Origin of the sequence: Nonomuraea muscovyensis (assembly GCF_014207745.1) — a bacterium.
In the GTDB taxonomy this organism is placed as follows: domain Bacteria; phylum Actinomycetota; class Actinomycetes; order Streptosporangiales; family Streptosporangiaceae; genus Nonomuraea; species Nonomuraea muscovyensis.
In genome coordinates, this window is record NZ_JACHJB010000002.1 from 3,104,080 (window position 1) to 3,128,770 (window position 24,691).

Here is a 24,691-nt window from a genome sequence, read left to right on the forward strand (position 1 = left end):
GCGCCGGTCAGCGGGCCCGTTCCTCGTCCGCGTCCGCCTCGGCGTCCCGCCCGAGCGTCCGTAACGCGACGGCCCGGTTGGCGTACAGGTCGGGCTGGGGTTCGAGGCCGATGGCCTGCGACAGGTCCTCGACCGCCCCCTCCGGATCGCCCGCCTCGAACCGGAGCACCCCCCGGTTGCCCCAGGCCGACGCCAGCCCGGGCGCCGCCTCGATGGCACGGTCCAGCGCCCGGCGCGCCTCGGCCAGCCGCCCGGCCGCCGTCTCGAGCTGGCCCAGCACCGCCAGGAGGTGGGGGTTGCCCGGAGCCAGCGCGAGCCCGGCCCTCACGTCGCGCCATGCCTCCTCGTCGCGCTCCAGCCCGGCCAGCAGCCCGGCCCGGTTGATGTAGGCGTCGAGGCAGGACGGGTCGAGGTCGATCACCCGCCCGAGGTCGGCCAGGGCGCCGTCGAGGTCGCCGCCGGCGATCCGCAGTTCGGCGCGGTTGTAGTGGGCCTCGGGCAGCGGCGGGCCGGCCCGCATCGCGCTCTCGTAGTCGGCCAGCGCCTCCTCCTGGTTCCCCAGCCTGGCCAGCAGGTTGCCCCGGTCGAGGTAGTAGTCGGGGAAGCCCGGGTCTATCGCGATGGCCGCCCCGTAGTCGTCCAGCGCCTCCTTCGTCCGCCCGAGCGCCGCCAGCAGCCGCGCCCGGTTGGCCCGCAGCACCATCCGGTGCACGGGGTGCCGCTCCCCCAGCTGGACGGCCAGTTCGAGGGCGGAGTCGACCAGCTCCAGCGCCGCCTTCGGCCGCCCTTCGCGCAGCTCGACCAGCGCCAGCCCGTTGCGGTCGAAGCCGAGCTTGAAGGCCCTGTCGTACGGGTCGGGCAGCAGCGTCGAGATGGCGATCGCCGTGTTGATCCACTCCCTGGCCATGGCCAGGTCACGCCGGGCGGGGGCGTGGTGCCGGGCGTCGAGCATCGCCATGCCGTACGCGCAGGCCGCGTGCACGGCCGGATCCTGGCTCGACCTGCGCGCCTGCCGCCACACCCGGCGCGCCTCGGCCACCCGCCCGAGCCCGCCGAGCGCCGTCGCGGTGCGCTGGGCGAACCGCCACCACAGCTCGCCGCCCGGCTCGGTACGGGCCAGCCCGCGCGCCCCCAGCTCGGCCACGGCGTGCAGGAACCCCTCCCGCAGGCACCGGTCGACGGCCTGCCACAGCTCCTCGGCGCCGCGCCGGTCCTCGGGCGGCTCGGGACCCCCCGAGTAGACGACGATCGCCAGCGCCTCCGGCGGGATCCTGCGCATCATCACGTCGAGCAGCTCGACGTCGGTGGGGTCGGCCTGCGCGCCGTTGCACACCATGAGCGTCGTGCCGGGCGGCACCACCTCCCGGACGAACTCCGTGATCCCGTTGGCCAGGCGCGACGTGCGGCGGAGCGCGGGCACGAGGATGCGCTCCTCGTCGGGCAGACGGGCGTCGACGGTCTGCCGTCTGGCCACCACCAGGTCGCCCAGGCCGGGCGCGGCCGCCCTGATCTCGATGTCGTGGGCGGCCACCAGCTCCTGGGAACGTTCCAAAGCCTCCGGCACGAGTCGGTGCAGGACGGCCGAGGCCACGGTGTACGGACCGTGCGGTCGCCGGTGCCCGTCGATCATCGGCATCAGCGGCCGTACGGCCCCCGTCGGATCGTGCCCCGTCGGGTCGAGCGGAGCGCCCCGCACCCGGAGATGCGTCCGACGACCCCGGCTCACCCCTTGTGGATGACGCTGGCCGCCCCGGTGAGTTGTGCGGTGCCTGGCTTGCGAACGACGATGCGCTTCATGGTGTCCCCCTCCGAACACGGTGAATACAGCATTATTCGACGGTGGAACGTTTATCAAGTTTTCGGTCGAATAAGCGGGACAGAGGGCCATAAAAAGCGTCGGATATTCACGGCGACGGCCGGGCCTAACCAGGCCGAAACCATGACGGCCGGGCCGTCTCACCGTCCTCTTCCGCTTCGGCCAGCAGGGCGCAGAGACAACGCCCCATCAGGGTGACCGACCGGCAGCAGCCCGGCCCCGGCAGGTTGCGGGCGCGAACGATGAGCGTGGCCCGCTCGATCAACCGGTCGAGGCTGGGCTGCCCGCTGCCCTTGGCGGAGTGCGTGTTCAGCCGGCACGTCGCCGGGTTCTCGCACGCGGCCTTGGAGACGACCGGCACGGCTTCGGCGGGCCGGGAAGAGGCGGGGCGTTTGACCTTGAGGTCGGCCAGCCGCCTCGACGCCTGGTGCGAGACCTCCAGCAGCGTACGAGTGCGCGCCAGCCCCACCGGCGGCCTGGCCGGGGGCGTGCGCGAGGGCACGGCCAGCAGCATCGCCGCCGCCATGAGCCCGCCGCCCACGATCATGCCCCAGCTCACCGGCTCGGCGAACCAGATCACCGCGATGGCCGCGACCCAGAGGGGCTGTGACGACATCAGCACCGCGCTCGGCACCGCGGCGACGTGGGCCTGGCCGTACGAGCGGGCCAGGAAGCCCAGGGCGCACGACACGACCGACAGATGCGCGAGAATCCCCCAGTCGGGCAACGTGGCGGGCAGCGTGATCCCGTCGCTCACGGCGAGCACGCCGGTCAGGCCGCCGATGGTGGCGAGCTGGATGACGGTCAACGCGTAGGCCGGGAAGCCGTCGCCGCTGCGCGACAGCCGGGCCAGCAGCAGTGTGTGCCCGGCGTAGAGCGCGGCGGCGAGGAGCGTCACCGCCAGCGCGAGGAGGGAGACCCGCCCGCCGCCGACCCCCTGCAACAGCGTGAAGACGGTCATCCCGGCCATGGCGAGCGCGACGCCCGCCCACACCCGCGTCGGAACCCGCGCCCGGAAGAGCACCAGCGCGAGGATCGGCGTGATCACCACGCTGCACCCGACCGCGAACCCCGACACCGCCGACGGGAGGCTGGCCAGCGCGACGGCCTGACCGGCCTGACCGACCCCGAACATGGCCCCCAGCAGCGCCCCCTGTCCCCAGGTCCGGCGCGACAGCCCCCGAAGGCAGCCCGGCCGCAGGAGGAGCAAGGTCAGGGCCGCCAGCGTGTAGCGCTCGGCGAGCAGGTCCTCGACCGGTAACCGGAGGATGAGATCCTTCATCAGCGGGAACGCCGACCCCCAAGCGGCGCTGACGAACAACAGAAGCACGGCTCCCAGAAGGGGGCGGGGAGCGGCCACGACTGCCATGCCCAACAGCATGTCACTACATAACGCAGCCGTGGATGTACAGCCAGCAGTCGGTGAGGTTCCTCTACCACCGGGAGTGAAGAGCCTCACCCGCAGGCCCGTACTTCCTTATCCGCAAGGGGTTTCGCGCCGAGCGCGGGCGTCACGGAGACCGGTGGACGGGCGGGGACGGGGCATGACAGCACTCACCCCGCCACTACGGAGTGTAACCGATGGCGGGGTGCGAGGCGTCAGACGGTCCGGGCGGGCACCAGCCGCTTCTCGAGGTAGATCACGGTGAGATCGCCCACCTGGACGCGGGAGACCTCCCGCCACCTGTGCCGCTCGTACAGCGCCAGGGCGGCCTCCTGCCGCAGAGTGGTGTCGCCGCGCAGGCTGCGGAACCCGAGCCGCACCGCCCGCTCCTCCAGGGCGGCGAGCATCGTGGCACCGTGGCCGCGACGCTGGTGGTCGGGGTGGACCCGCAACCGGCACACCTCGACCGTGTCGGAGTCGATGGGCTTGAGCCCGCCCATGGCGACGACCCGGCCGTCGAGCTCGCCGACGAGGAAGTCGCCGCCGCAGGCCAGATAGATCTCCTGGATGCGCGGGAAGTCGTCGTCGTAGTAGACCCCGTCACCGGGGAACAGCCCGACCCCGGCGAGGCTGATCTGGTGCAGGGCCAGGATCGTGTCGAGGTCGGACCAACGGTAACGCCGGATCTGGAGCTTCATGCACCGCCATTCCCTTCGCTCATGATCGGCTGCTTGAGCAGGGCCCGGAAGGCCGCCAGGCCCGGATGGCCGGCCTCTCGCTTGGCGATCGCCTGCTCCAGGGCGAAGGCGGGACGCAGGATGAAGTCGGTCAGGTATTCGGGGCCGAGCAGCCGCAGCGCCTCGGTCGCGATGTCGAGCGCCTCGGACAGCTCGCCCTCGATGAGCCGGCACTGGGCCAGGTCGAGCCTGATCAGCGTCTGGTCGAGGATGTGGTCCTGGTACTTGTCGAGCGCCTGGTCCAGCACGACCTCGGCCTCCACCGTCTGGCCCAGTTTGGTGAGCACGTCGCCCTGGTAGAAGTAGAGCTGCCGCTCGGTGTAGCCGAAGGCCATGTCCTCGCGCTCGTCGCCCTTGATGTGCGAGAAGGCGTTGCGGGCCCGGGCCAGTGCGCGTTTGGCCTGGTCGACGACTTCTTTCTTGTTCTCGGCGCTCGACAGCATGGCCAGCGCGCGGGCCTCGACGACCGGCGCCATCGCCTGGGCGGCGCACGGCGTCTGCCCGGCCAGGTCGCGGCTCTTCTTGGCCAGGTGGAGCGCCTCGCGGGCGTCGCCGTAGTAGAGCGGGACGAGCGACTCGCGGGCGATCACCCACGCACGCAGGGCGCGGTCGCCGGTCTCGTCGGCCGCCACCCGGCCGGTGCGGAAGAACGAGCGGGCCAGGCGGTGGTCGCCCAGGTTGATCAGGATCATGCCGCTCAACCCGGCGAGCTGGGCGGCCATCCGGCACAACCGGTCCTGCAGGTCGATGGGCTGGCGGTGCGACATGGCGCTGCGCACGGCGCTGAGCTCCAGCAGGACGTCGCAGAGCAGGCGGAGGGGGGCCGTGGTCGTGTACTGCCGGCCGAAGGCGACGGTGGCCTCTTCCCACTGGTCGAGCATCGCGTAGGAGACGGTGGACGACACCAGCGTCTCGTCCATGCGCCGCCTGATGCCTTCGATGGCACCGAGCACCGGCCCGTCGAGCTTCTTGGCGGAGTTGCCGTTGAGGAGGTGGAGCAGCGTGCGACGGAGGATGTTCTCGTCCTCCTGGTCGTCCGGCCGCGGCTCCTCGCGGGGCGGCGGTTGGGCCTCGCGGGAGCGGTCGGCCGTCCGGGCCGTCCCGGCCGGCTCCCCGGGCTCGTCACCGGGCGGGCCCGGCATCCGGTGGCCGTGGCCGCAGATGCACGGTCCGTCGTAGCCGAGCGAGACCGGCTCGACCCGGTAGACCGTGCACAGATAGTGGAGGTATTCGGGTCCGGGTCGTTTGAGCCCGCTCTCGTAGGCCGACAGCAGGGTCTCGCCGATGCCGGGCGCCGGCTTGGCGTCCCGGTCGAACAGGGCGCGCACCTGTTCGATGACGTCGGCCAGCGCGATGCCGTACGACAGGCGATGGCTCTTGATCTTCGTCGTGCCGAACTGTGGCGCGCAGGCTTCGTGAATCTCTTCAGCGATCTGGGCAGCGGTTTGGCCGACGGCGAGCCCCTTGGCTCGGATCCGTCGCGCCATCTCCGTTTCCCTGTGCTGTCTGCCGGACATCCCGGCCCCTCTCACACATGTCCCGTACGATCCGCGGATGATTACGGATCGTAGCCTCCAGGTCGCACTCCGCCTAGCAAACACTATGGACCATTGAGGACAGCAAGAAAACGTCGTCTTGAAGCTTACGGTTAAGGATCGTCCTCCGGCGGACTGTTTCTTAATACCCACGAGGGAGAAGCGACTCCCCGTAAGCACATGGGCCTCGTTGCGTAACGGGCCGACTTGAGTCATCTTTGGCCCACCAGCAACGATGCGAGGGAGGGACCGAAGGTGGGGGACGACAACTTCGAGCACCTGGAGCGTCTGGTGTCCGAGCTCGGCGCTCGTGGTTTGCTCGCACGAGTGGTCCGCACCCAGACCGGGCGGCTGTTCGTCCGGGTGATCAACCCGGAGGCGACGAGCCTCACGGAGAACGTCACCTGCCGGCCGTCCACGGTCGCGGACCTGCCCGACTGGCATTACTGCTGGTCATGGGGGGAGCCGATGCACGCCGCCGACGATCCGGCCGGCGCGGCGACCAAGGTCGCCCGAGTGCTCGCCGCCGTGGGGAAGTGACACAGGCGGTGAACCGGGTGGAGCGCAGCCACCGCGGCTCACCGTCCCCACGGCGGCCTCACGGAGCCGGCGGGATGGCCGGTGCGGAGGGTCACCCTGCACGCAGGAGCCCTGGCCATCCCGCTGGTTCCGCACCATCCGGCGACGCGCTCCCCGCCGTCACGGAGCGTAGTCGAGCGCCGCGCCGCGGCGCCACAGAGCCGCCCTCCGGGTCACACCGGAGAGCGTCCGGGAGGAAGCTCCCGGGAAACGGCACGGGACCGGCTTCCGGGTGCCCGTCCCGGCCGAGCCGCACGTCACCGGAGCGTCAGGTCCCGCCCTCCGCGGCCTCGGGCCCTGACGACCCCGTCTTCCCCGGCGTGATGTGACGGCGGCCGGTTCGGTCGGCGGTATCTTTTGGATCGAAACGGTCCAGGAACCGCCGACCGAACCGCTTCCCGAAGGGGGATCCGCCCAGTGTCCACGCTGGCCGCACCAGCACCGTCGCCCTCCCCGACTCCCACTTCGACCGAGTCGGTGCTGCCCAGCCTCGACAAGGTCGGCTCGGACATCGCCAACGCCTGTGCGGACGACGGGTTCATCTGCGCCACGGTCGCGGGCTTCTTCGACGGGGCCCTGTGGGCGCCGCTCGTCGCCAGCGCCATCACCATCGCGCTGATCCTGCTCCTGGGCTTCGTCATCCGCAACATCGCGCACCGCCTGATCACCCGGGTGGTCGGCCGAGCGGCCGTCGGCGGCGCGATCACCACCCGGTTCCGGCGCGGCTCCGCTCCTGAGGGCATCGACGCCCTGCTGCACGAGCGGCGCAAGCAGCGGGCCGAGACCATGGGATCGGTGCTCAAGCACATCGCCTCCATCGTCATCCTCGGCACCACGATCCTGACCGTGCTCGACCGGCTGACCATCCCCATCGCCCCCGTGCTGACCAGCGTCGGCATCCTCGGCGTCGCGATCGGCTTCGGCGCGCAGGAGCTCGTCAAGGACTTCATCGCCGGCATGTTCATGCTGCTCGAAGACCAGTACGGCGTGGGCGACGTGATCGACGCGGGCGCCGCCGTGGGCACGGTCGAGGCGGTCACTTTGCGGATCACCCGGCTGCGCGACGCGGACGGCCGGGTCTGGTACGTGCGCAACGGCACCATCACCCGCGTCGGCAACGAGTCGCAGGGCTGGTCCCGCTCCTACGTCGACGTCCCCGTCGGCTACGCCAGCGACGTCACCGCCGTACGCGACGTGCTGGAGCGGGTGGCCAAGGAGGTCTGGGACGACCCCGAGTTCCGCGAGACGTCGATCGTGGAGCGGCCCACGGTGTTCGGCGTCGAACAGCTCTCCGACAGCAGCCTGGTCTTCCGCGTCTCCGCCAAGACGCTGCCCACCAAGCAGGCGGACGTCTCCCGGGAGCTCCGCCTGCGGGTCAAGGCCGCTCTCGACGCCGCGGGCATCGCCATGGTGCCCACCGCATAGGCTTGGACGGTGACTGAAACGTCCTTTTACGAAGCCGTCGGGGGCGAGGAGACCTTCCGGCGCCTCGTGCACCGCTTCTACGAGGGGGTCTCCCAGGACCCGCTGCTGCGTCCCCTCTACCCCGAGGAGGACCTCACGGGCGCGGAGGACCGGCTGCGGGGCTTCCTCGTCCAGTACTGGGGCGGGCCCAACACCTACAGCCAGGAGCGTGGCCACCCCAGGCTGCGCATGCGGCACGTGCCGTTCGTCATCGGCGAGGCCGAGCGCGACGCCTGGCTCAAGCACATGCGTGACGGCGTGGAGTCGCTCGGCCTGCCCGAGGACCAGGAGAAGCGGCTGTGGGACTATCTCGTCTACGCCGCCCACAGTCTGGTGAACTCACCGTCGTAGCGGGCATGACCGCCTCATGGCTATCCCTTGGTGGCGCGACGCCGTCGTCTACGAGATCTATGTACGCAGCTTCGCCGACGCCTCCGGGGACGGCGTCGGCGATCTCGCCGGGATCCGGCAACGCCTGCCGTATCTCCGGCGGCTGGGCGTCGACGCCATCTGGCTGACGCCCTTCTACTCCTCCCCCATGGCCGACGGCGGCTACGACGTGGCCGACTACCGCGGGGTGGACCCGCTGTTCGGCTCGCTGGGCGACTTCGAGGCACTCGTCGCCGACGCCCACGAGCACGGGCTGAAGGTGGTCGTCGACATCGTGCCCAACCACAGCTCCGCCGAGCATCCGTGGTTCCAGGAGGCGCTGCGCGGCGAGCACCGTGACCGCTACGTCTTCCGCTCCTCCCCCGAACGGCCCAACAACTGGCAGTCCACCTTCGGCGGCCCCGCCTGGACGCGGGTGGCCGACGGGCAGTGGTACCTCCACCTGTTCGCCCCCGACCAGCCCGACTTCAACTGGCGCAATCCCGAGGTGCACGCCGAGTTCCTCGACGTCCTGCGGTTCTGGCTCGACCGGGGCGTCGACGGCTTCCGCATCGACGTCGCCATGGGCCTGTACAAGGCCGAGGGGCTGCCGGACGTCGAGGACCAGTCGTTCCAGTCGAGGTCTCCGGTGTGGGGGCAGCCGGAGGTGCACGAGGTCTACCGCGAGTGGCGCGCGCTGCTCGACACCTATCCGGGCGAGCGGATGGCCGTCGGCGAGGTCTGGACCGACGACCCGGCGGACCTCGCGCTCTACGTCCGGCCGGACGAGCTGCACCAGAGCTTCAACTTCGCCTGGCTGCAGGCGCCGTGGTCGGCCACGGCGTTCCGCAAGGTCATCGACGACACGCTGGCGACCGTGCCGTTCGCCACGTGGGTGCTGTCCAACCACGACGTCGTACGGCACCGATCCCGGTACGAGACGGCCGATCCCGGCACCGGGCTCGCGCGGGCGAAGGCCGCGATGCTCACCATGCTGGCCCTGCCCGGTAGTGCATATCTCTACCAGGGGGAGGAACTAGGACTCCCCGAGGTGAAGGATCTTCCCCCGGAGGCGCGCCAGGACCCCGTCTTCTTCCAGACCGGGGGCGAGATGCCGGGCCGCGACGGGTGCCGGGTGCCGCTGCCGTGGACGACCGGCGGGGCGTCGTACGGCTTCTCGCCCGACGGGGTGCTGCCGTGGCTGCCGCAGCCGGACTCCTTCGAGGCGCTGAGCGTGGCGGCGCAGGAGGGGGATCCGGGTTCGACGCTGGAGTTCTACCGCCGGGCGCTGGCCTTGCGGCGGGAGTTGGTGGGGGAGATCCCGCACACCATCGCGTGGCTGGACTCGCCCGGCGACGCGCTGTTCTTCGCCCGCGGGCCGGTGGTGTGCGTGCTCAACTGCGGCACCGAGCCGGTGCCGCTGCCGCCGCACGACCGGGTCCTGCTGGCGAGCGGCCACCTTCCGGAGGACCGCCTCCTGCCTCCGGACACGGCGGCCTGGCTGCACGCCTGACACTCGCCTGCCGGGCCCGCACCCCACGCGAGCCCGGCACCCCGCCTCCACGCGCCCCGGCACCACGCGCCCGGCGCCTCGCTCCGTCTGGCTGAGGGTGGCCGCCTGCGCCGCGGCCGCACTCAGGACCGGTGCGCGCTGCGTTCGCCCCGCACCGGGATGACCGGCAGCGACAGCAGCGCGACCAGCAGCCCGGCGGCGAACCCGGCCCAGTACCCCACCTCGGCGATCAACAGGCCCGCCAGGGGCACCACGCCCAGCGCGACGACGTTCTGCACCGTGTTGTGCGTGCCGAGCACCCGCCCCGCCCATCCCGGCCCGGCCAGCTCCCCCGCCGCCAGGTAGGCCAGGCCGTTGCCCGCCACGGTGATGACCGCCGCCGACGCCAGCATGGCGGGGCCGAGCCACGACCCGGTGACGGCACCGGCCACCAGCAGAGCGAGCACCACCAGGGCGCAGTAGGTCAGGCGGCGCAGCGGAGCCATGCGCAGCCCGCTCCGGTCGGACCAGCGGCCCACCGCGACGCGCACCGCCGCGCCGCCGACCGCGGCCACGCCGAACAACTGTCCCGCCCGCACGCCGTCCCACCCGTACACCTCGACCAGGCACATCACGCCGTACGTGCCGACCACGGCCTGCGGGACCTGCTGCAGCGCGCTGGTGGCGTGCACCCGCCACAGCGCCGGCTGCCGGTACGGCGAGGCGGTGGCGGCCACCGCACCGCCATGGGCGACCCGGCGCGGCGGCCCCGCCAGGAACAGGGCCGCCAGCAGCGCGGCGAGCAGGCTCACCACGGCGCACACGGCGAGCACGCCCCGCAGCCCGTACGCGCGCGAGACCGGCGGCAGCACGAAAGCGGCCACGGCCATGCCGAGCGTGTAGGAGACCTGCCGCACGCCCATGGCGACGCCGCGTTCGGGCGGCTCGAACCAGCGCAGCACGATCCGCCCGCCACCCACTATCGCCGCGGAGCCGGCAGCCCCGGCGAGTGCCAGCAACGCCATCACCGCCCAGATCTCGCTGACCAGCGCCACCCCCGCGAAGAACACCGCCGCCAGCCCCACGCCCACGCCCAGCACGAGCCGCTCACCGCGCTGGTCGGCCAGCGCGCCCCAGGGCACGAGGGCGAACAGGACGCCGATGGCGGGGGCGGTCGCGATCAGCCCGGCCACGGGGAGCGACACCCCGAAGAACCGCTGGACGTCGGGCATGACGAGCGGCAGCCCGAACAGCCCGAGCGTGACGCCGGCGTGCGCGTTGACCCCCAGGCCGAGCATCACCCAGCGCTTCATGCGGGCCGGGTCAGGCGGGGGCGAGGAAACGCTTGAGGTAGGCGACCTCGTCCCCGGTCAGCCTGCGCGGGGCGCCGCGTTCCACGTCGTACGCCACGACGATCGAGGTGGCGGTCACGAACACCTCGTCGTCGTCACGGATCTCGTACCGCAGCGTGAACCGGACGGGGCGCACCTCGGTCACCCACGTCTCCACCCGCACCGGATCGGCGCGAAAGCCCAGCGGGCGCCGGTAGTCGATCTCGTGCCGGGCGATGACGAGGCCCTTGAAGGGGTCGTCACCGGCCTTGTAGGGGTCGATATGGAGCATCCCGAGGCGCGCGTCCTCCAGGTAGTCGAAGAAGCGGACGTTGTTCACGTGCCCGAGGGAGTCGATGTCCGCGAACCGCACCATGCGGGGGAAGACGTGCCGTTGAGCGAGGGAGTTCTGCACCACGTGCGCCACGCTACCCGCCCCCACGCCCTGCCCCATCGGCAGGTCCCTCCCCACCGCCCCCGGACCCGCCTGCCGGACCCGCCTTCGCCCTGTCCGCCACTCCCCGCCTGCCACCCCCAACCTCTCACCCCACCTCCGGACCACCCCCAGACCCACCTGCCGGACCCGCCTTCGCCCTGTCCGCCGCCCCTCGCCTGCCACCCCCAGCCTCTCACCCCACCTCCGGACCGCCCCCAGACCCGCGTCCGCCCCGTCCCCGCGCCGCCGGTGTGCCCGTTCCCCAGGACCCGCGCGTCCGTCCGTCAGGTGCGGTGACCGACGTCGAGGATCCGCTCGGCGAGTTCGCGCGCGGAGGCAGCGGGATCCGCGAGGTCCGCGCCCGGCCGGGTGGCGCCGACCGCCAGCGTGCCGTCGATGAGGAGCTGGAGCTGTCCGGCGGCGTGCTCGGGTCGCGGATGTCCGAGCCGGACGAGCTCGTTCTCGAGGAGGCCGTGCACGCGGCGCCGGTATGCGCGGGTGATGGCGTGCCCGGGGTGGGCGGGGTCGGCCAGGGCGAGATCGGCGGCCAGGTAGCGGCAACCGCGGAAGTCCGGCGCGGCGATGACCTCGGCGAGCCGGTCGAACACGGCGAGGAGGCGCTCGCGTGGATCCTCGCCCGCGGCTGTCATGGTCTTCTCGTAGCGCGCCGCGTCCTCGTCACTGCTCCGCCGCAGCACCTCGGCGATCAGCCCGTCCTTCCCGCCGAAGTGCTCGTACAGCGAGCGGCGGGCCACGTTCGCCGCCTTGAGTATGGTGTCGACGCCGACGCCCATGCCGTGGCTGTAGGTCAGCTGCTGGGCGGCGTCGAGGAGGCGTTCGCGCGGACCGGGTGTGGTGCGTGTGCTCACACCCCCAGCGTGCCACCGGTTGACGAGTAGATCAACCGGTCGATATACATGGGTAGACCGAACGTTCTATCTCCAAGGGGACTCCATGACGCTCCGGACGACCGCCGAGGTCATCGACCGTTTCAACCGCGCCTTCACCGAACACAGCGCCGCCGTGCTCACCGATCTGGTCGGCGACGACTGCGTGATGGAGACGATCCAACCGGCGCCCGACGGTGCCCGCTACCAGGGCCGTACGGCATGCCTGGAGTTCTGGCAGGCGCTCGCCGAGGACCGCGACGTCCGGTTCGAGCCCGAGGAGGTGGTGGTCGCCGGTGACCGGGCGACCATCCGCTGGCGGTACCACTTCGGCCCGGGTCCCGCCGACTCGGTACGCGGGGTGAACCTCATGCGCGTACGTGCCGGCCTGATCGTCGAGGCGCTCGGCTACAGCAAGACCGGCGCCGACGTCCTGCCGACCACCGTCGAAGCCGAGCTCGACCGCTGAACGCCGGCCACCGATCACCGATCACCGGTCACCGGTCACCGGTCACGGGAAGGGAATCCGAAGCCATGCGCAGTTACCACCTGACCAGCGGGGGCGGGCTGGACGGCCTGTCGATCAGGGAGCACGAGGACCCGGTGCCCGGCCCCGGGCAGGTCCTGGTCGCCGTGCGCGCCACCTCGTTGAGCTTCCGCGAGCTGCTCGTGCTGCGCGGCGAGTACGTCCTGCCGGTCAAGCCCGACGTGGTGCCGATCTCGGACGGCGCCGGAGAGGTGGTCGCGGTGGGCCCCGGGGTGCGGTCGGCCCGGGCCGGCGACCGCGTCATGGGGACGCTGTTCCCGAGCTGGCAGGACGGCCCGTTCGCGGCCCGGCACCTGCCGCAGCTGGGCGGCTCCCTGGACGGGATGCTGACCGAGCTGGCGGTGCTCGGGGAGGACGCGCTCGTGCCCGTCCCCTCTCACCTGTCGTTCGAGGAGGCCGCGACTCTCCCCTGCGCGGCGGTCACCGCGTGGAACGCCCTCACCGGTGACGGCGTCGGCCTACGCCCCGGGCAGACACTGGTGGTCCAGGGGTCGGGCGGGGTGTCGCTGTTCGCGCTGGCGTTCGCCAAGACGCTCGGCGCCCGGGTGATCGCCACGACCAGCAGCCCGGACAAGGCGGCGCGCCTGGCGGAGCTCGGCGCCGACGAGGTCATCGACTACCGGTCCACGCCCGACTGGCCCGGCCAGGTCATCGAGCTGACCGGCGGCCGGGGCGCCGATCGCGTCGTCGACGTCGCCGGCCTGCTGGAGCGGTCACTCAGGGCGGTGACCTTGGGCGGCCACGTCGCCTGCGTGGGTTTCGTCTCGGAAAGTGCGCCACCCGTCGACCCGCGCGTGCTCTTCGCCTCCGGCGCCACGGTCCGCGCCGTGGCCGTGGGCAGCCGCGCCCAGTTCGTCGCGATGAACCGCGCCATCGAGGTCAACCGCCTCCGGCCCGTCGTCGACCGCGTCTTCCCCTTCGACGCCGCCGCCGACGCCTACCGCCACTACGCGTCGGGCCAGGCCTTCGGCAAGGTCATCATCCGCCTCTGACCCTGCGAAACCGCCACCCACCGGCGCGGCGCCCGAACTCACCCGCCGCCGCCGACAGCGCCCGAATCCACCCCCGGACGCACCACCGCCGTGCGACGGACGATCAACCCTCGTCCCTCGCACGGCGGTCACGCTCACGAGCCCGGCCGCAGCCGGGGACCGTCAGTTGCGGTGCAGCTTGCGGTAGGTGACCCGGTGCGGACGGGCCGCGTCGGCACCCAGCCGCTCGATCTTGTTCTTCTCGTAGTCGGCGAAGTTGCCCTCGAACCAGAACCAGTTGGAGCCCTCTTCCCACGCCAGGATGTGGGTGGCGATGCGGTCGAGGAACCACCGGTCGTGCGACGTGATGACCGCGCAGCCCGGGAAGTCGAGCAGGGCGTTCTCCAGCGACGACAGGGTCTCGGTGTCGAGGTCGTTGGTGGGCTCGTCGAGGAGCAGGACGTTGCCGCCCTGCTTGAGGGTGAGCGCCAGGTTGAGCCGGTTGCGCTCGCCGCCCGACAGGACACCGGCCTTCTTCTGCTGGTCGGGCCCCTTGAAGCCGAACGCCGCGATGTAGGCGCGGGACGGCATCTCGACGTTGCCGACCTTGATGTGGTCGAGCCCGTCGGAGACGACCTCCCAGACGTTCTTGTTGGGGTCGATGCCGCCGCGCGACTGGTCGGCGTAGGAGATCTTGACGGTGTCGCCCACGACGATGGAGCCGTTGTCGGGCGTCTCACTGCCGGTGATCATGCGGAACAGCGTGGTCTTGCCGACGCCGTTGGGGCCGATCACGCCGACGATGCCGTTGCGGGGCAGGTCGAACGTCAGCTTCTCCATGAGCAGCCGGTCCTCGAAGCCCTTGGTGAGGTCCTCGGCTCTGATCACCGTGGTGCCGAGGCGCGGGCCCGGCGGGATCTGGATCTCTTCGAAGTCGAGCTTGCGGTACTTGTCGGCCTCGGCGGCCATCTCCTCGTAGCGCTGCAGACGGGCCTTGCTCTTGGTCTGGCGGGCCTTCGGGTTGGAGCGGACCCACTCCAGCTCGTCCTCCAGGCGCTTCTTGCGCTTGACGTCCTTCTGGCCCTCGACCTTGAGCCGCTGGGCCTTGGCCTCGAGGTAGGTCGAGTAGTTGCCCTCGTAGGCGAAGGCGCGCCCGCGGTCGAGCTCGAGGATCCAGCCGGCGACGTTGTCGAGGAAGTAGCGGTCGTGGGTGACAGCCAGCACGGTGCCGGAGTACTTCTCCAGGTGCTGCTCCAGCCACTGCACGCTCTCGGCGTCGAGGTGGTTGGTGGGCTCGTCGAGCAGCAGCAGGTCGGGCGCCTCCAGCAGCAGCTTGCACAGCGCGACCCGGCGGCGCTCGCCACCGGACAGCATGGTCACGTCGGCGTCGGGCGGCGGGCAGCGCAGCGCGTCCATCGCCTGCTCGAGCTGGCTGTCGAGCTCCCACGCGTTGCGGTGCTCAAGCTGGTCCTGCAGCTTGCCCATCTCCGCCAGCAACTCGTCGCTGTAGTCGGTGGCCATCTGCTCGGCGATCGCGTTGTAGCGCTCGAGCATCGCCATCGTCTCGGCGACACCCTCCTGCACGTTGCCGAGGACGGTCTTCTCCTCGTTGAGCGGGGGCTCCTGCTGGAGCATGCCGACGGTGAAGCCCGGCATGAGCTTCGCCTCGCCGTTGGACGGCTGCTCCAGGCCGGCCATCATCCGGAGCAGCGTCGACTTACCGGTGCCGTTCGGCCCCAGAACGCCGATCTTGGCGCCTGGCAGGAACGACAGGGTGACGTCGTCAAGGACAACCTTGTCGCCGTGCGCCTTGCGCACGCGCTGCAGCGTGTAGATGTACTCCGGCATGCCATCTAGCTTAGGGGCTCCCCAGCGGGCTTCCGCCGCTCCGCCCCTGACGCCGGTGGACGGTTGTGGCCAGGTACGAAGGTGTGGCGATCGGGTACGCCGCCCCCGCCGCCACCGGCCCTGGGCCCCACATGGCTGCGCGCGCCCGGAGGCTCCGGGGAAGCGGTGTTCCCCGGGCGGACCGGAGGAGACGGGAGGAGGTTCCGTACAGGGCGAATTCGAGCGGGGACGGCCGGGCGCCGGAGATGCGCCTGGGGGCGGTCAGGCGGCCGGGGGCGCCTCGGGGATCTGCGGGGGCGGGGGCTGGACGGCGGGGACGCAGATGCGGTCACGGCCGAGCTCCTTGGCCCGGTAGAGGGCGAGGTCGGCGGCGGCCAGGAGTTCGATGAGGTCGTCGCCGTGCACGCTCATGATGGCGACGCCCGCCGAGATCGTCACAGTGACCAGGGCCTCGTCGGCGGTGACGGCCGTGCGGCTGATGCGGTTGCGCAGGCGTTCGGCGACCTGGCGGGCCTCGTGCAGGTCGGCGCCCGGCAGCAGGACCACGAACTCCTCTCCCCCGAACCGGCCCACGACGTCGTAGTCGCGCAACTGGCTGCGCAGGGTGGTGGCGACCCCGGCCAGCACCTGGTCGCCGACGAGATGGCCGTGGCGGTCGTTGACCCGTTTGAAGTGGTCGATGTCGATGATGAGCAGGGCGAGCGTCTCGCCGGTGCGGCGGGCGCGGACGATCTCGGTGTCGGCCTCACGCTGCCAGGCCGCCGCGTTGAGCAGGCCCGTCTTGGGGTCGGTACGGGCGGCCGCCTGCAACTGGGCGTGCAGGAGGCTGCGCTGGAGCAGCACCACCGGCGGCAGGGTGATGATCAGCAGGGTGAGGCTGAGGCTCGTGGCGACGGCCACGATGACGCCGAGGCACAGCTCGACGACGTCGAGCAGCACGCTCTCCCTGTCCCACAGGACGTCGCGCCACGGGACCTCGGGGTCGGCGGTGTGCGCGGCGATCGCGATGAGGGCGGTGTTGAGCAGCGCGAACACGAGCGCCGCCCCGGCCGCCAGCGCGATCGCGCCGCACTCGCCCCTCGACAGCGCCGCCGGATCGGAGACGAACCAGTGGAACACCACCGACGCCGCGCACCCGGCCAGCCCGATGGCCGCCGCGGTGACGACACGGCGGTGGAGCACGGTGGCGCGGACCCGCCACTGCGCCAGGACCTGCAGCACGATCGGCGCGAACAACGCGTAGACCGGCGGCAACAGCAGCGCCACCGGCAACCACCAGGCCGACAGGAGGTCGCGGGAGACTCCCGCCGGTACCCCCAGCCGCCTGGTCGCCTCGATGCACGCCGCACCACAGCCCATGAGGGCGGCGAACGTCAGCACGTCCGCCCAGCGGAACGCGGTGGTCGCCGCGAACGCCACGATCGCGACGAGATCGACGATTACGAGCCCGACGAGGTAGACCACCAGCGAGCGGCGCTGGCCCAGGAGCGGCCATCTGCTGACCAGTGTTGACATACCGTCGTGAGGCGTGATCGAAGGGTGACCGGAGGCCGCCATCACGTCTCCTCCCTGACTAACGATATGTAACACAATAATTGCGGAGTGTGCGGCGCGCGATGGGAACCGCTACGTTGAGCAACGAGACCACCTGTGTCCGTGGTCGACGAGTAGGAGGCCGCTCACTCCGCGAGCAGGCCGTGCCGGAAAGGAGCAGCCATGGTGCGGGGCGTGATCTGGACCTGACGGAGATCTAGCCATCTGACACCGGAAGCATCATCGGCCGAACCGGTCCCTTCGGCCTGCCTGGCACGTGATCGTGAACGGCCGATGCCCCCTCCTGCTCTCTTTCCCCTCCGGCATTCCTCTCCGGCGCCGTCCGGCCCCTGGCCGATCCCCGGCCGATCCCCGGCTGGCCCCTGGCCGGTCCCCGGCCCGCAGAAGCTTCCCCTCCGCGTCCACGGGCGCGGGCGCAAGGCCCCCGCGAGACGTGCTGCTCCCCGCCTGCGGCCCTCACGCGCGACGGTGTGCGGGGCCACCACCGGCCGGCACGGCCTCCCCCACGACATCCGGGCGCGCCCCTGGAGATCGAGGCGCGCCCGCCGAGCCCGCGACGTGCCGCGGGCGGCCTCTGGTGGGAGGCCGCCCGCGTGACCGGGTGGGTACCGCGGCCGATCAGCGGATGTCGCGGGCGGCGCGGCGGATGAGGTCGGTGACCGCCGCGGGCTCGGAGACCGACACCGCGTGCGAGGCGCCCTCGACGGTGACGGTGCGGGCGTCGGCGCGCTCGGCCATCCACTGCTGGGCCTTGGGCGGGATGTTGTTGTCCTTGCCGGCGATCAGGGCGTAGGAGCGGATGTCCTTCCAGGCGGCCTCGGCGGCCTTCTCCTCCAGGGCGAGGGTGGAGACCGGTCGCTGGGTGGCCGCCATGATCGCGGCGGTGGTGGCGGGCACGTCGGCGGCGAACTGCTTGCGGAACCTTTCCTGCTTGATCGTCAGTTCGGTGCCGGTGCCGCCGCCGGGCAGGGGGTAGGAGGCGGTGTTCAGGGTCTCGCCCAGGGTGCTGCCGGGGAACTTGCCGGCCAGCTCACCGGCGCTCTCGCCGGCCTCGGGGATGAACGCGGCGATGTAGACCAGCGCCTTGACGTCCGGGTCACCGGCGGCGGCCTGGGTGATCACCGAGCCGCCGTAGGAGTGACCGACCAGGACCACGGGCCCCGCCACCGTGGCCAGGACGCTGCGCACGTAGGCGGCGTCCTCGCTCAGCCCGCGCAGGGGGTTGGCCGCGGAGACGACGGGATAGCCGTCGTGCCGCAGGCGCCGGATGACGTCGGACCAGCTGGAGGCGTCGGCGAAGGCGCCGTGGACGAGCACGACGGTCGGCTTGGCCTTGCCCGTCTCGGCCTCCTGTGAGGCCGCGGCGCTGCTGCTCGCCGCGGTGGCGGCCAGCAGCGACCCGGCCACGATCGGCGCGAGGGCCACGGTGGCGAGGGTACGGACGGCCGAGCGGGTGCGAGAGGAACGGGACATGAGGTTCTCCTTGTGGGGCGTCTTGTCGTAGGTGGTCTTGTTCGCGGGCCGGGCAGGGTCGCCCGGCGGAGCACGGTCAGCTCTGGTGGAGCACGGTCAGGTCCGGCGGCGGACACCGCGGCGCGGACGGCCGGTTGGGGTGGAGAACGGTCAGCTCTGGTGCAGGGCGGTGCGCAGGGCGTGGACGGCCTGGTCGATGGCGGCCTGGGCGCCCCGCATCTCGCGCAGGGGGTTGAGCATCACGAAGTCGTGGATGACGCCGAGGTAGCGGGTGGCGACGACCGGGACACCGGCCGCGCGCAGTTTGGCGGCGTACGCCTCGCCCTCGTCACGCAGGACGTCGGCCTCCGCCGTGATGACGAGGGCCGGCGGCAGCCCGGCGAGCTGGTCCGTGGTCGCCCGCAGCGGGGAGGCGGTGATCTCCGCCCGCTGGCGTTCGTCGGCGGTGTACTGGTCCCAGAACCACTGCATGCCGTCGCGGCGAAGGAAGTAGCCCTCGGCGAACTGGTGATAGGAGCCGGTGTCGAAAGCGGCGTCGGTGACCGGGTAGAAGAGCACCTGCTGGACCAGCGGCACGTCCCCACGCTCCTTGGCCATCAGCGTCAGGGCGATGGCCATGTTGCCGCCGACGGAGTCGCCGGCCACGGCGATGCGGGAGGCGTCGAGCCCCTTGCCGGCGCCCTCGGTGACCACCCAGCGGGCGACCGCGTAGTTCTGCTCGACGGCGACCGGGTAGCGGTACTCCGGCGAGCGGTCGTACTCGGGGAAGACCACTGCGGCGCCGGCGCCGACGGCGAGCTCCCTGACCAGGCGGTCGTGGGTGTGGGCGTTGCCGAAGACCCATCCGGCACCGTGGATGTAGATGACGACGGGGAGGGGGCCGGCGGCCCCCTTCGGCTTGACGATGCGCGCCTTGACCGATCCGGTCGGGCCGCCTTCGACGGTGATCCACTCCTCGTCGATCTCGGCCTTGACGATCTCGCCGGACTGAACCTCGTCCACCGCGGCGCGCCCTTCGGCCACCGGCAGGTGGAACAGGAACGGCGGGGTTGCGGTGGCCTGGACGAACGCGGCCGCTGCGGGCTCCAGGACAGGGGTCGGGCTCGGCTGCTCGGACATCTTCGTGCTCCTTACTGATCAGGGGCGTGGGGAGCGACCGGCGCCGCTCCTTGCACCCGAGACACTAGTGCACGATTACCTTGTACACAACTAAATCGGGCAATGGCAGCTTGCGGACACGGAAAGAGGTATCGTGGACGGGGAGAGCGATAACGGCACCTCTCACCGAAGACGTGAGTAGAGAGAAGGCCCCATGTCACCCACCCGTGCCGAGGCCGAGGCGCAGGAGGAGGAGTTCCTTCGCCTGGACGAGTTCGTGTGCTTCGTCCTCTACTCCGCGCATCGCGCGGTGACGAACGCCTACCGTCCGTTGCTCGACGACCTCGGCCTGACCTACCCGCAGTACCTGGTGCTGGTGGCCCTGTACGAGAACGGCCCGTCCTCGGTGAAGGGCCTCGGCGCCAAGCTCCACCTCGACTACGGGACGTTGACGCCCCTGCTCAAACGCCTGGAGGCGAACGGGCTGGTGCTGCGCCGGCGCAGCGCCGACGACGAACGGCAGGTCACGGTGTCACTCACCGAGGAGGGCGCGACCCTCCGCCGGCGCGCCCGGGTCCTGGTCCCCGCACTCGACGAGATCATGGGGCTGACGGGCGAGGAGATGGAGCAGCTCAAGACGCTGCTGCGGCGGCTCACCGGCAACATCGCCGCGCGCACCTGACACACGGCCGCTCCGCGTCCGCTCGGGTGAACCTCGCCCGGCCCAGGAAGGCGGCGCGCGCCTCGATGGACTGACAGAACGACCAGCCGGACGGCTGACGTCCCATCAGTCGTGCGTGCGGCGGGTCGGTGAGAGGCGTCACCGGAGCCTGGCAGGCGGCAGAGTCCGCCGGACTCCGGTCCGCGACAGCTACGTGGCGCGGGCGCGCCCGGGGCTCATGCCTCCTCGCTCACCTCGATGGCGGCGCCGGGGCAGACGGCCGCGGCCTCGCGGACGACGGCGTGGCGCTCCTCCGGCGGTTCGGGCTCCAGCAGGATGACGATGCCGTCGTCATCGCGCTGGTCGAACACCTCCGGGGCGAGCAGCACGCACTGGCCGGCGCCGCAGCACTTCACCTCGTCAACGGTGACTTTCATCGCAGGTCTCCTCCTTGTCGATCGGCTTCGTCGATCGGGGTCACCAGCGGACGGGAACCGTGCGCAGGCCGCCGACGGCCAGCCCTTCCACGCGTTCCAGCTCCTCCACCGGCACGGCCAGTTCGAGGGAGGGCAGCTTGCGCAGCAGCACCTCCAGCACGACCTGCAGCTCGGTACGGGCCAGGGCCTGACCGAGGCAGGAGTGGGCGCCGGCGCCGAACGCCAGATGCGGGTTCGGGCTGCGACGCAGGTCCATCTCGGCGGCGGCGTCGAAGGCGCTCTCGTCGCGGTTGGCCGCGGCCATGCTGCACACCACGGTGGTGCCGCGGGGCAGCACGGTGCCGCTGACCTCGATCTCCTCGCGCAGGTAGCGGGGCAGGCCGAAGCCTGCGTTGCTGTCGAGACGCAGCGTTTCCTCCACCGCGGTGCGGATCAGCGCCGGGTCGGCCAGCAGGCTCTCCCAGCGGCAGCGGTCGGCGAGCAGCATGGCGACCATCTTGCCGATCATGTTGGCGGTGGTCTCGTGTCCGGCGACCAGCAAGCCCATCCCGGTGACCAGGATCTGGATGTCGGACAGCCCGCCGTCCTCGGGGCCGCCTATAGCGATCAGCTCGCTCAGCAGGTCCTCGCCCGGCTGCTGCCGCTTGGCCGTGAGATGGTCGGACATGTACGTGAAGAACTCGCCCTGCGCCGCCTCGATCTCGGCCTGGCTGTAGCGGGTGAGGTTGAGCAGGGTGTCCGACCAGTACGAGAACCGGTCCCGATCGGCGGCGGGCACGCCGAGCATGTCGCAGATCACGTACACGGGCAGCGGGAAGCCCAGGCTCGCCTTGAGGTCACCGGGTGCGCCGCGCTCGACCATGTCGTCGATGAGGTCCTCGGCGATCCGCGTCATCCGAGGCCGCAGGGCGGCCATCCGCTTGGCGGTGAACCACTTGCCGACCAGGCGTCGCCAGTGCTGGTGCTCTTCACCGCCGTCCGGGATGATCTGCGCGAACTCGCTGCTGAACACCCCGCCGCCCTCCGCCGAGAGCCGCGCCGCGTCAGGTGCGGTGAGCTGGCGGGTGAAGCGCGGGTCGGCGAGCACCTTCCTGACGTCCTCGTAGCGGGTCAGCAGCGTCGCCTGGTCACCGCTGGGCAGCTTGACGTGGGCCACCGGGCACCGGCCGCGCAGCTCGGCCCACTCCGCGGGCGGGTCGAGCGCCGCGTCGCCGGCGATCGGGTAGTTCAGGACCTGCTCATTGACACTCATCGGCATCTCCTTGTGAAGGGACGGTCGCTCATCTGTGGTCGGGAAGATCACGCGGGCGTCAGCGGCGAGGCCGTCTGCCAGGACCGGAGGAACTGCTGGCGCAGGAGGCGGACCTGCTTGGGCATGTTCCAGCCGAGCACGCCGGTGACCTCGCCCGCCTCGCGATAGACGGCGACGAAGCGGCGCTGTTCGGGGTCGCCTTCGGCGATGGTCACCTCCGCCGCCGGCGACGGCAGCCCATGGGCCTGGATCTTGACGTCGTACTGGTCGGTCCAAAAGTAGGGAATCGGCATGTACGGCCGGTCGGTACCGAGGATGTTGGCCGCCACGATCTGGGCCTGTTCGGTGGCGTTGGTGCGGTTCTCCAGGCGCAGCCGTCGGCTCAGCCCTTCGTGCCACCAGGAGGCCACGTCCCCGACGGCGTAGACGCCCTCGGCGGCGCGGCAGCGCGAGTCGCACTCCACCCCGTCGCCCAGGGTGAGCCCGCTGTCCGCCAGCCAGCCGGTCGCGGGACGCGAGCCGATGGCCACCACGACGGCGTCGGCGGGCAGCAGTTCGCCGGTGGCCAGCCGTACCCCCGTGACACGCCCGGCCACGCCGGTCAGCCCTTCGACCGCGGTGCCGAGCCGCAGCCGGACCCCGTGCTCGGCGTGCATCCGGCCGATCATCGCGCCGACCACGTCACCGAGCTGGTCTCCCAGCGGGGCGCGCCCCATCCCGGCGAGCGTGACGTCCAGCCCCATGGTGCGGGCGGTGGCGGCGATCTCCGCTCCGAGCACGCCCTCCCCCACGACGACGAGCCGCATGCCCGCCACGGGCTCGGTGTTCGCGGCCGACTCGGTGTTCGCGGCCGGGTAGGTATTCGCGGTCGCCGGCGGGTGTGCGCACGCGGCCGGATGGCCGCTCACGCTCGCCGCCGAATGGGCGCTCGCCGCCAGCTCAGCGCACCCGGCCGGATGGACGCACGCCGCCAGGTCAGCGCTCGCGGCCGGATGGACGCACGCCGCCAGGTCAGCGCACCCGGCCGGATGGACGCGTAGGGACGCGGTCGGGCGGGGGTGCGGGCTCGTGGTCAGATGGGCGCGGAGAGCGAGTGCGTCGTCCAAAGTACGCAGCACGTGTACGCCGACCAGCCCGGCCACCCCGCCTTGGCCGCCTCGGCCGCCCTGGCCGCCCTGGCCGCCCTGGCCGTCACGACCGTCATGACCGCCATGGCCGCCATGACCGTCACGACCGCCACGACCGTCACGACCGCCACGGCCGTCACGACCGCCATTGCCGGAGAGCTGTCGGGGAGTCAGGCCGGTGGCGATGACCAGGACGTCGCCGTGCAGTACCGGGCCGGAGGCGGTGGTGACCGCGCGCTCCGCCACGTTCAGCGCCACCGCAGGCTCCCCGCGCACGAACTCGGCCTCCAGGGCCTCCCACTGCGCCTGCGTACGGAGCTGGGCGCGCGACGGCTCCCAGGAGCCGGCCAGGACCTGCTTCGACAGCGGCGGCCGGTCGTAGGGGAGGCGGGGTTCGGCGTCCAGCAGGGTCAGCCGGCTCTGGTACCCGAGCCGCCGCAGCGCCTCCGCCGTACTCAGCCCGGCGGCCGAGGCACCGACGAGCAGGACACTCTCGGGCGAGCTCACGAGGCCTCACCCAACGGGAGAGCGACGGCTCGACCTGGGCATATCCGCATATGTGGTGATCCTCCCGGTCATCCAGCGACGACGTTAGCTTACATCTGCAAGATATCTGACATGTGTAAGTCGAAGGTAAACTTGTGGACGTGGCAACGACGAAGCGCGGCAACACGCCATCGAGCGACCGGCGTGTGCGCCGCACGCGCACCGCCCTGGCCCGCGCGCTGATCGAGCTCGTCGAGGAGCGGGACCTGTCCCGGATCAGCGTTTCCGACGTCGCAGAACGCGCCGAGGTGAGCCGCACGGCCTTCTACGACCACTACCGCAATGTCCACGAGCTGGCCGAGGACGCCTGTACCGCGATGATCGACAGCTTGATCCAGTCCCTGCCCGCACCGGATCTGGACGCGCCGGACCTCGCGCAGGAGGTGATCATGTCGCTCCAGGCCTTCTTCGCCAGCCTCGCCCAGCACGCCGGGCTCTACCGCAGCCTGCTGGGGCCGGAGGGAAGCGCCCCCGTCGCCGACCACATCCGCCGCCGCAGCACCGCCGCCATCCACCACCACGTCCGCCACGCCTTCGGCGGAGGCGACCTCACTAGGTATGTCGACTCGTCGCTCGACGTGCCGCACGACGTTCCCGCCGCATTCACCGCCGGGGCCCTGCTGGGTGTGGCCAACGACTGGCTGCAACGCGGATGCCCCCGGCCCCCGGCCGAGATGGCCGCTCTGACCTGGCCCCTCTTCAGCGCGCTCTACCCGCTCTACGCCGATCCCTTCACCTCAGGGGCCGAGTCCTCCACCTGAGAGTTCGGGCCGCTCCTCAGGGTTCGAGCCCTCCACCCGAAGTGTCGAGCCCTCCACCTCCGGGGTCGGGGCCCCTCCTCGGGCGCGGGCCCAACACCTGAAGCGTCAAGCCCTCCACTGAGGGGTGGAGCCCCTCTCCTCCTGGTCGGGCCCCTCAGGAACCTCCGCCTGAAGGTCGAACCCCTCCTCAGGGGTCGGTTCCTCCACTTGAGGCAGTGCTCGGAACGTACCCTTGTTGCGGCGACCGGGCCGCGGCACTTGATCACCCACCGGGAGGCCGCCCCGGACACCTTCGCCGTCACCTTCGAAGGCCGCCTCGCCCGACCACCCGACCGAACCACGTCAAGACCGGGACACACTGCTGACCGGGCACAGCCGCTTGGAAC

General features: G+C 71.5%; 22 protein-coding genes. 8 read left to right on the top strand and 14 right to left on the bottom strand.

Features of this window, described 5'->3' with window-relative positions; translation table 11 throughout:
• Positions 1 to 7: 7 nt before the first annotated feature.
• The 4 genes from FHU36_RS31080 to FHU36_RS31095 all read right to left on the bottom strand — a co-directional run bounded on the left by FHU36_RS31080 (position 8) and on the right by FHU36_RS31095 (position 5,454).
• Complete coding sequence (locus tag FHU36_RS31080; protein ID WP_312891932.1) at positions 8 to 1,696, bottom strand: tetratricopeptide repeat protein; 1,689 nt, start codon at positions 1,694 to 1,696, stop codon at positions 8 to 10.
• Positions 1,697 to 1,922: 226 nt separating this feature from the next.
• Positions 1,923 to 3,185 carry a DMT family transporter gene (locus FHU36_RS31085; RefSeq protein ID WP_185087301.1) on the bottom strand — a complete coding sequence of 421 codons (1,263 nt, stop codon included), beginning with the start codon at positions 3,183 to 3,185 and terminating at the stop codon, positions 1,923 to 1,925.
• A gap of 230 nt (positions 3,186 to 3,415) precedes the next feature.
• Positions 3,416 to 3,898 (bottom strand): GNAT family N-acetyltransferase, encoded by a 483-nt coding sequence (locus FHU36_RS31090; protein ID WP_185087302.1) that lies wholly within the window; start codon positions 3,896 to 3,898, stop codon positions 3,416 to 3,418.
• On the bottom strand, positions 3,895 to 5,454 hold the full coding sequence (locus FHU36_RS31095; RefSeq protein WP_185087303.1) for an NsdA family TPR-like regulatory protein: 1,560 nt from the start codon (positions 5,452 to 5,454) through the stop codon (positions 3,895 to 3,897). Before FHU36_RS31095 ends, FHU36_RS31090 begins: the two co-directional genes overlap by 4 nt.
• Positions 5,455 to 5,727: 273 nt before the next feature.
• Here FHU36_RS31095 and FHU36_RS31100 point away from each other — a divergent pair, with 273 nt between their 5' ends.
• From FHU36_RS31100 to FHU36_RS31115, 4 genes are all read left to right on the top strand, one after another.
• Entirely contained in the window at positions 5,728 to 6,012 is a 285-nt protein-coding gene (locus FHU36_RS31100; RefSeq protein WP_185087304.1) for a hypothetical protein, read from the top strand.
• A 456-nt stretch (positions 6,013 to 6,468) separates the two neighbouring features.
• Positions 6,469 to 7,476 (top strand): mechanosensitive ion channel family protein, encoded by a 1,008-nt coding sequence (locus FHU36_RS31105; protein WP_312891933.1) that lies wholly within the window; start codon positions 6,469 to 6,471, stop codon positions 7,474 to 7,476.
• Between the two features lie 9 nt (positions 7,477 to 7,485).
• Entirely contained in the window at positions 7,486 to 7,866 is a 381-nt protein-coding gene (locus FHU36_RS31110; protein ID WP_185087305.1) for a globin, read from the top strand.
• Between the two features lie 16 nt (positions 7,867 to 7,882).
• Complete coding sequence (locus FHU36_RS31115) at positions 7,883 to 9,397, top strand: glycoside hydrolase family 13 protein (protein WP_185087306.1); 1,515 nt, start codon at positions 7,883 to 7,885, stop codon at positions 9,395 to 9,397.
• A 122-nt stretch (positions 9,398 to 9,519) separates the two neighbouring features.
• Here FHU36_RS31115 and FHU36_RS31120 read toward each other — a convergent pair whose 3' ends face one another.
• From FHU36_RS31120 to FHU36_RS31130, 3 genes are all read right to left on the bottom strand, one after another.
• The gene (locus tag FHU36_RS31120) at positions 9,520 to 10,689 is read right to left on the bottom strand and encodes an MFS transporter (protein WP_185087307.1); all 1,170 of its coding nucleotides are present in this window, start codon (positions 10,687 to 10,689) and stop codon (positions 9,520 to 9,522) included.
• Positions 10,690 to 10,699: 10 nt separating this feature from the next.
• A complete protein-coding gene (locus tag FHU36_RS31125) occupies positions 10,700 to 11,161 on the bottom strand; it encodes an acyl-CoA thioesterase (protein ID WP_185087308.1) in 462 nt (153 codons plus the stop codon).
• Between the two features lie 266 nt (positions 11,162 to 11,427).
• The gene (locus FHU36_RS31130; protein WP_185087309.1) at positions 11,428 to 12,012 is read right to left on the bottom strand and encodes a TetR/AcrR family transcriptional regulator; all 585 of its coding nucleotides are present in this window, start codon (positions 12,010 to 12,012) and stop codon (positions 11,428 to 11,430) included.
• A gap of 85 nt (positions 12,013 to 12,097) precedes the next feature.
• Between FHU36_RS31130 and FHU36_RS31135 the strand changes: the two genes are divergently transcribed.
• Together FHU36_RS31135 and FHU36_RS31140 are read left to right on the top strand one after the other, a co-directional pair.
• Positions 12,098 to 12,499, top strand: a complete 402-nt coding sequence (locus FHU36_RS31135) for a nuclear transport factor 2 family protein (protein ID WP_185087310.1) — start codon at positions 12,098 to 12,100, stop codon at positions 12,497 to 12,499.
• A gap of 65 nt (positions 12,500 to 12,564) precedes the next feature.
• A complete protein-coding gene (locus FHU36_RS31140) occupies positions 12,565 to 13,569 on the top strand; it encodes a zinc-dependent alcohol dehydrogenase family protein (protein ID WP_185087311.1) in 1,005 nt (334 codons plus the stop codon).
• 162 nt (positions 13,570 to 13,731) lie between these two features.
• Here the strand turns inward: FHU36_RS31140 and ettA are convergent, their stop codons facing one another.
• The 4 genes from ettA to FHU36_RS31160 form a co-directional block, all read right to left on the bottom strand.
• On the bottom strand, positions 13,732 to 15,396 hold the full coding sequence (gene ettA / locus FHU36_RS31145) for an energy-dependent translational throttle protein EttA (protein WP_185087312.1): 1,665 nt from the start codon (positions 15,394 to 15,396) through the stop codon (positions 13,732 to 13,734).
• Positions 15,397 to 15,657: 261 nt separating this feature from the next.
• Positions 15,658 to 16,911 (bottom strand): GGDEF domain-containing protein, encoded by a 1,254-nt coding sequence (locus FHU36_RS31150; protein WP_246502615.1) that lies wholly within the window; start codon positions 16,909 to 16,911, stop codon positions 15,658 to 15,660.
• A 657-nt stretch (positions 16,912 to 17,568) separates the two neighbouring features.
• Positions 17,569 to 18,423 (bottom strand): alpha/beta fold hydrolase, encoded by an 855-nt coding sequence (locus FHU36_RS31155; protein ID WP_185087314.1) that lies wholly within the window; start codon positions 18,421 to 18,423, stop codon positions 17,569 to 17,571.
• Positions 18,424 to 18,573: 150 nt separating this feature from the next.
• Positions 18,574 to 19,542: an alpha/beta hydrolase gene (locus FHU36_RS31160; protein WP_185087315.1), complete on the bottom strand. Its 969-nt coding sequence runs from the start codon at positions 19,540 to 19,542 to the stop codon at positions 18,574 to 18,576.
• A 193-nt stretch (positions 19,543 to 19,735) separates the two neighbouring features.
• Between FHU36_RS31160 and FHU36_RS31165 the strand changes: the two genes are divergently transcribed.
• Entirely contained in the window at positions 19,736 to 20,203 is a 468-nt protein-coding gene (locus FHU36_RS31165; protein WP_185087316.1) for a MarR family winged helix-turn-helix transcriptional regulator, read from the top strand.
• 215 nt (positions 20,204 to 20,418) lie between these two features.
• Here the strand turns inward: FHU36_RS31165 and FHU36_RS31170 are convergent, their stop codons facing one another.
• From FHU36_RS31170 to FHU36_RS45040, 3 genes are read right to left on the bottom strand one after another with little or no spacing between them, the layout of a single operon-like run.
• Complete coding sequence (locus FHU36_RS31170; RefSeq protein ID WP_185087317.1) at positions 20,419 to 20,619, bottom strand: ferredoxin; 201 nt, start codon at positions 20,617 to 20,619, stop codon at positions 20,419 to 20,421.
• A 40-nt stretch (positions 20,620 to 20,659) separates the two neighbouring features.
• A complete protein-coding gene (locus FHU36_RS31175) occupies positions 20,660 to 21,871 on the bottom strand; it encodes a cytochrome P450 (RefSeq protein ID WP_185087318.1) in 1,212 nt (403 codons plus the stop codon).
• 47 nt (positions 21,872 to 21,918) lie between these two features.
• On the bottom strand, positions 21,919 to 23,505 hold the full coding sequence (locus FHU36_RS45040; RefSeq protein ID WP_312891935.1) for an NAD(P)/FAD-dependent oxidoreductase: 1,587 nt from the start codon (positions 23,503 to 23,505) through the stop codon (positions 21,919 to 21,921).
• Positions 23,506 to 23,645: 140 nt separating this feature from the next.
• On the opposite strand from FHU36_RS45040, the gene FHU36_RS31190 reads away from it, so the two are divergent.
• The gene (locus FHU36_RS31190; protein WP_185087319.1) at positions 23,646 to 24,305 is read left to right on the top strand and encodes a TetR/AcrR family transcriptional regulator; all 660 of its coding nucleotides are present in this window, start codon (positions 23,646 to 23,648) and stop codon (positions 24,303 to 24,305) included.
• The last annotated feature ends 386 nt before the right edge of the window (positions 24,306 to 24,691 follow it).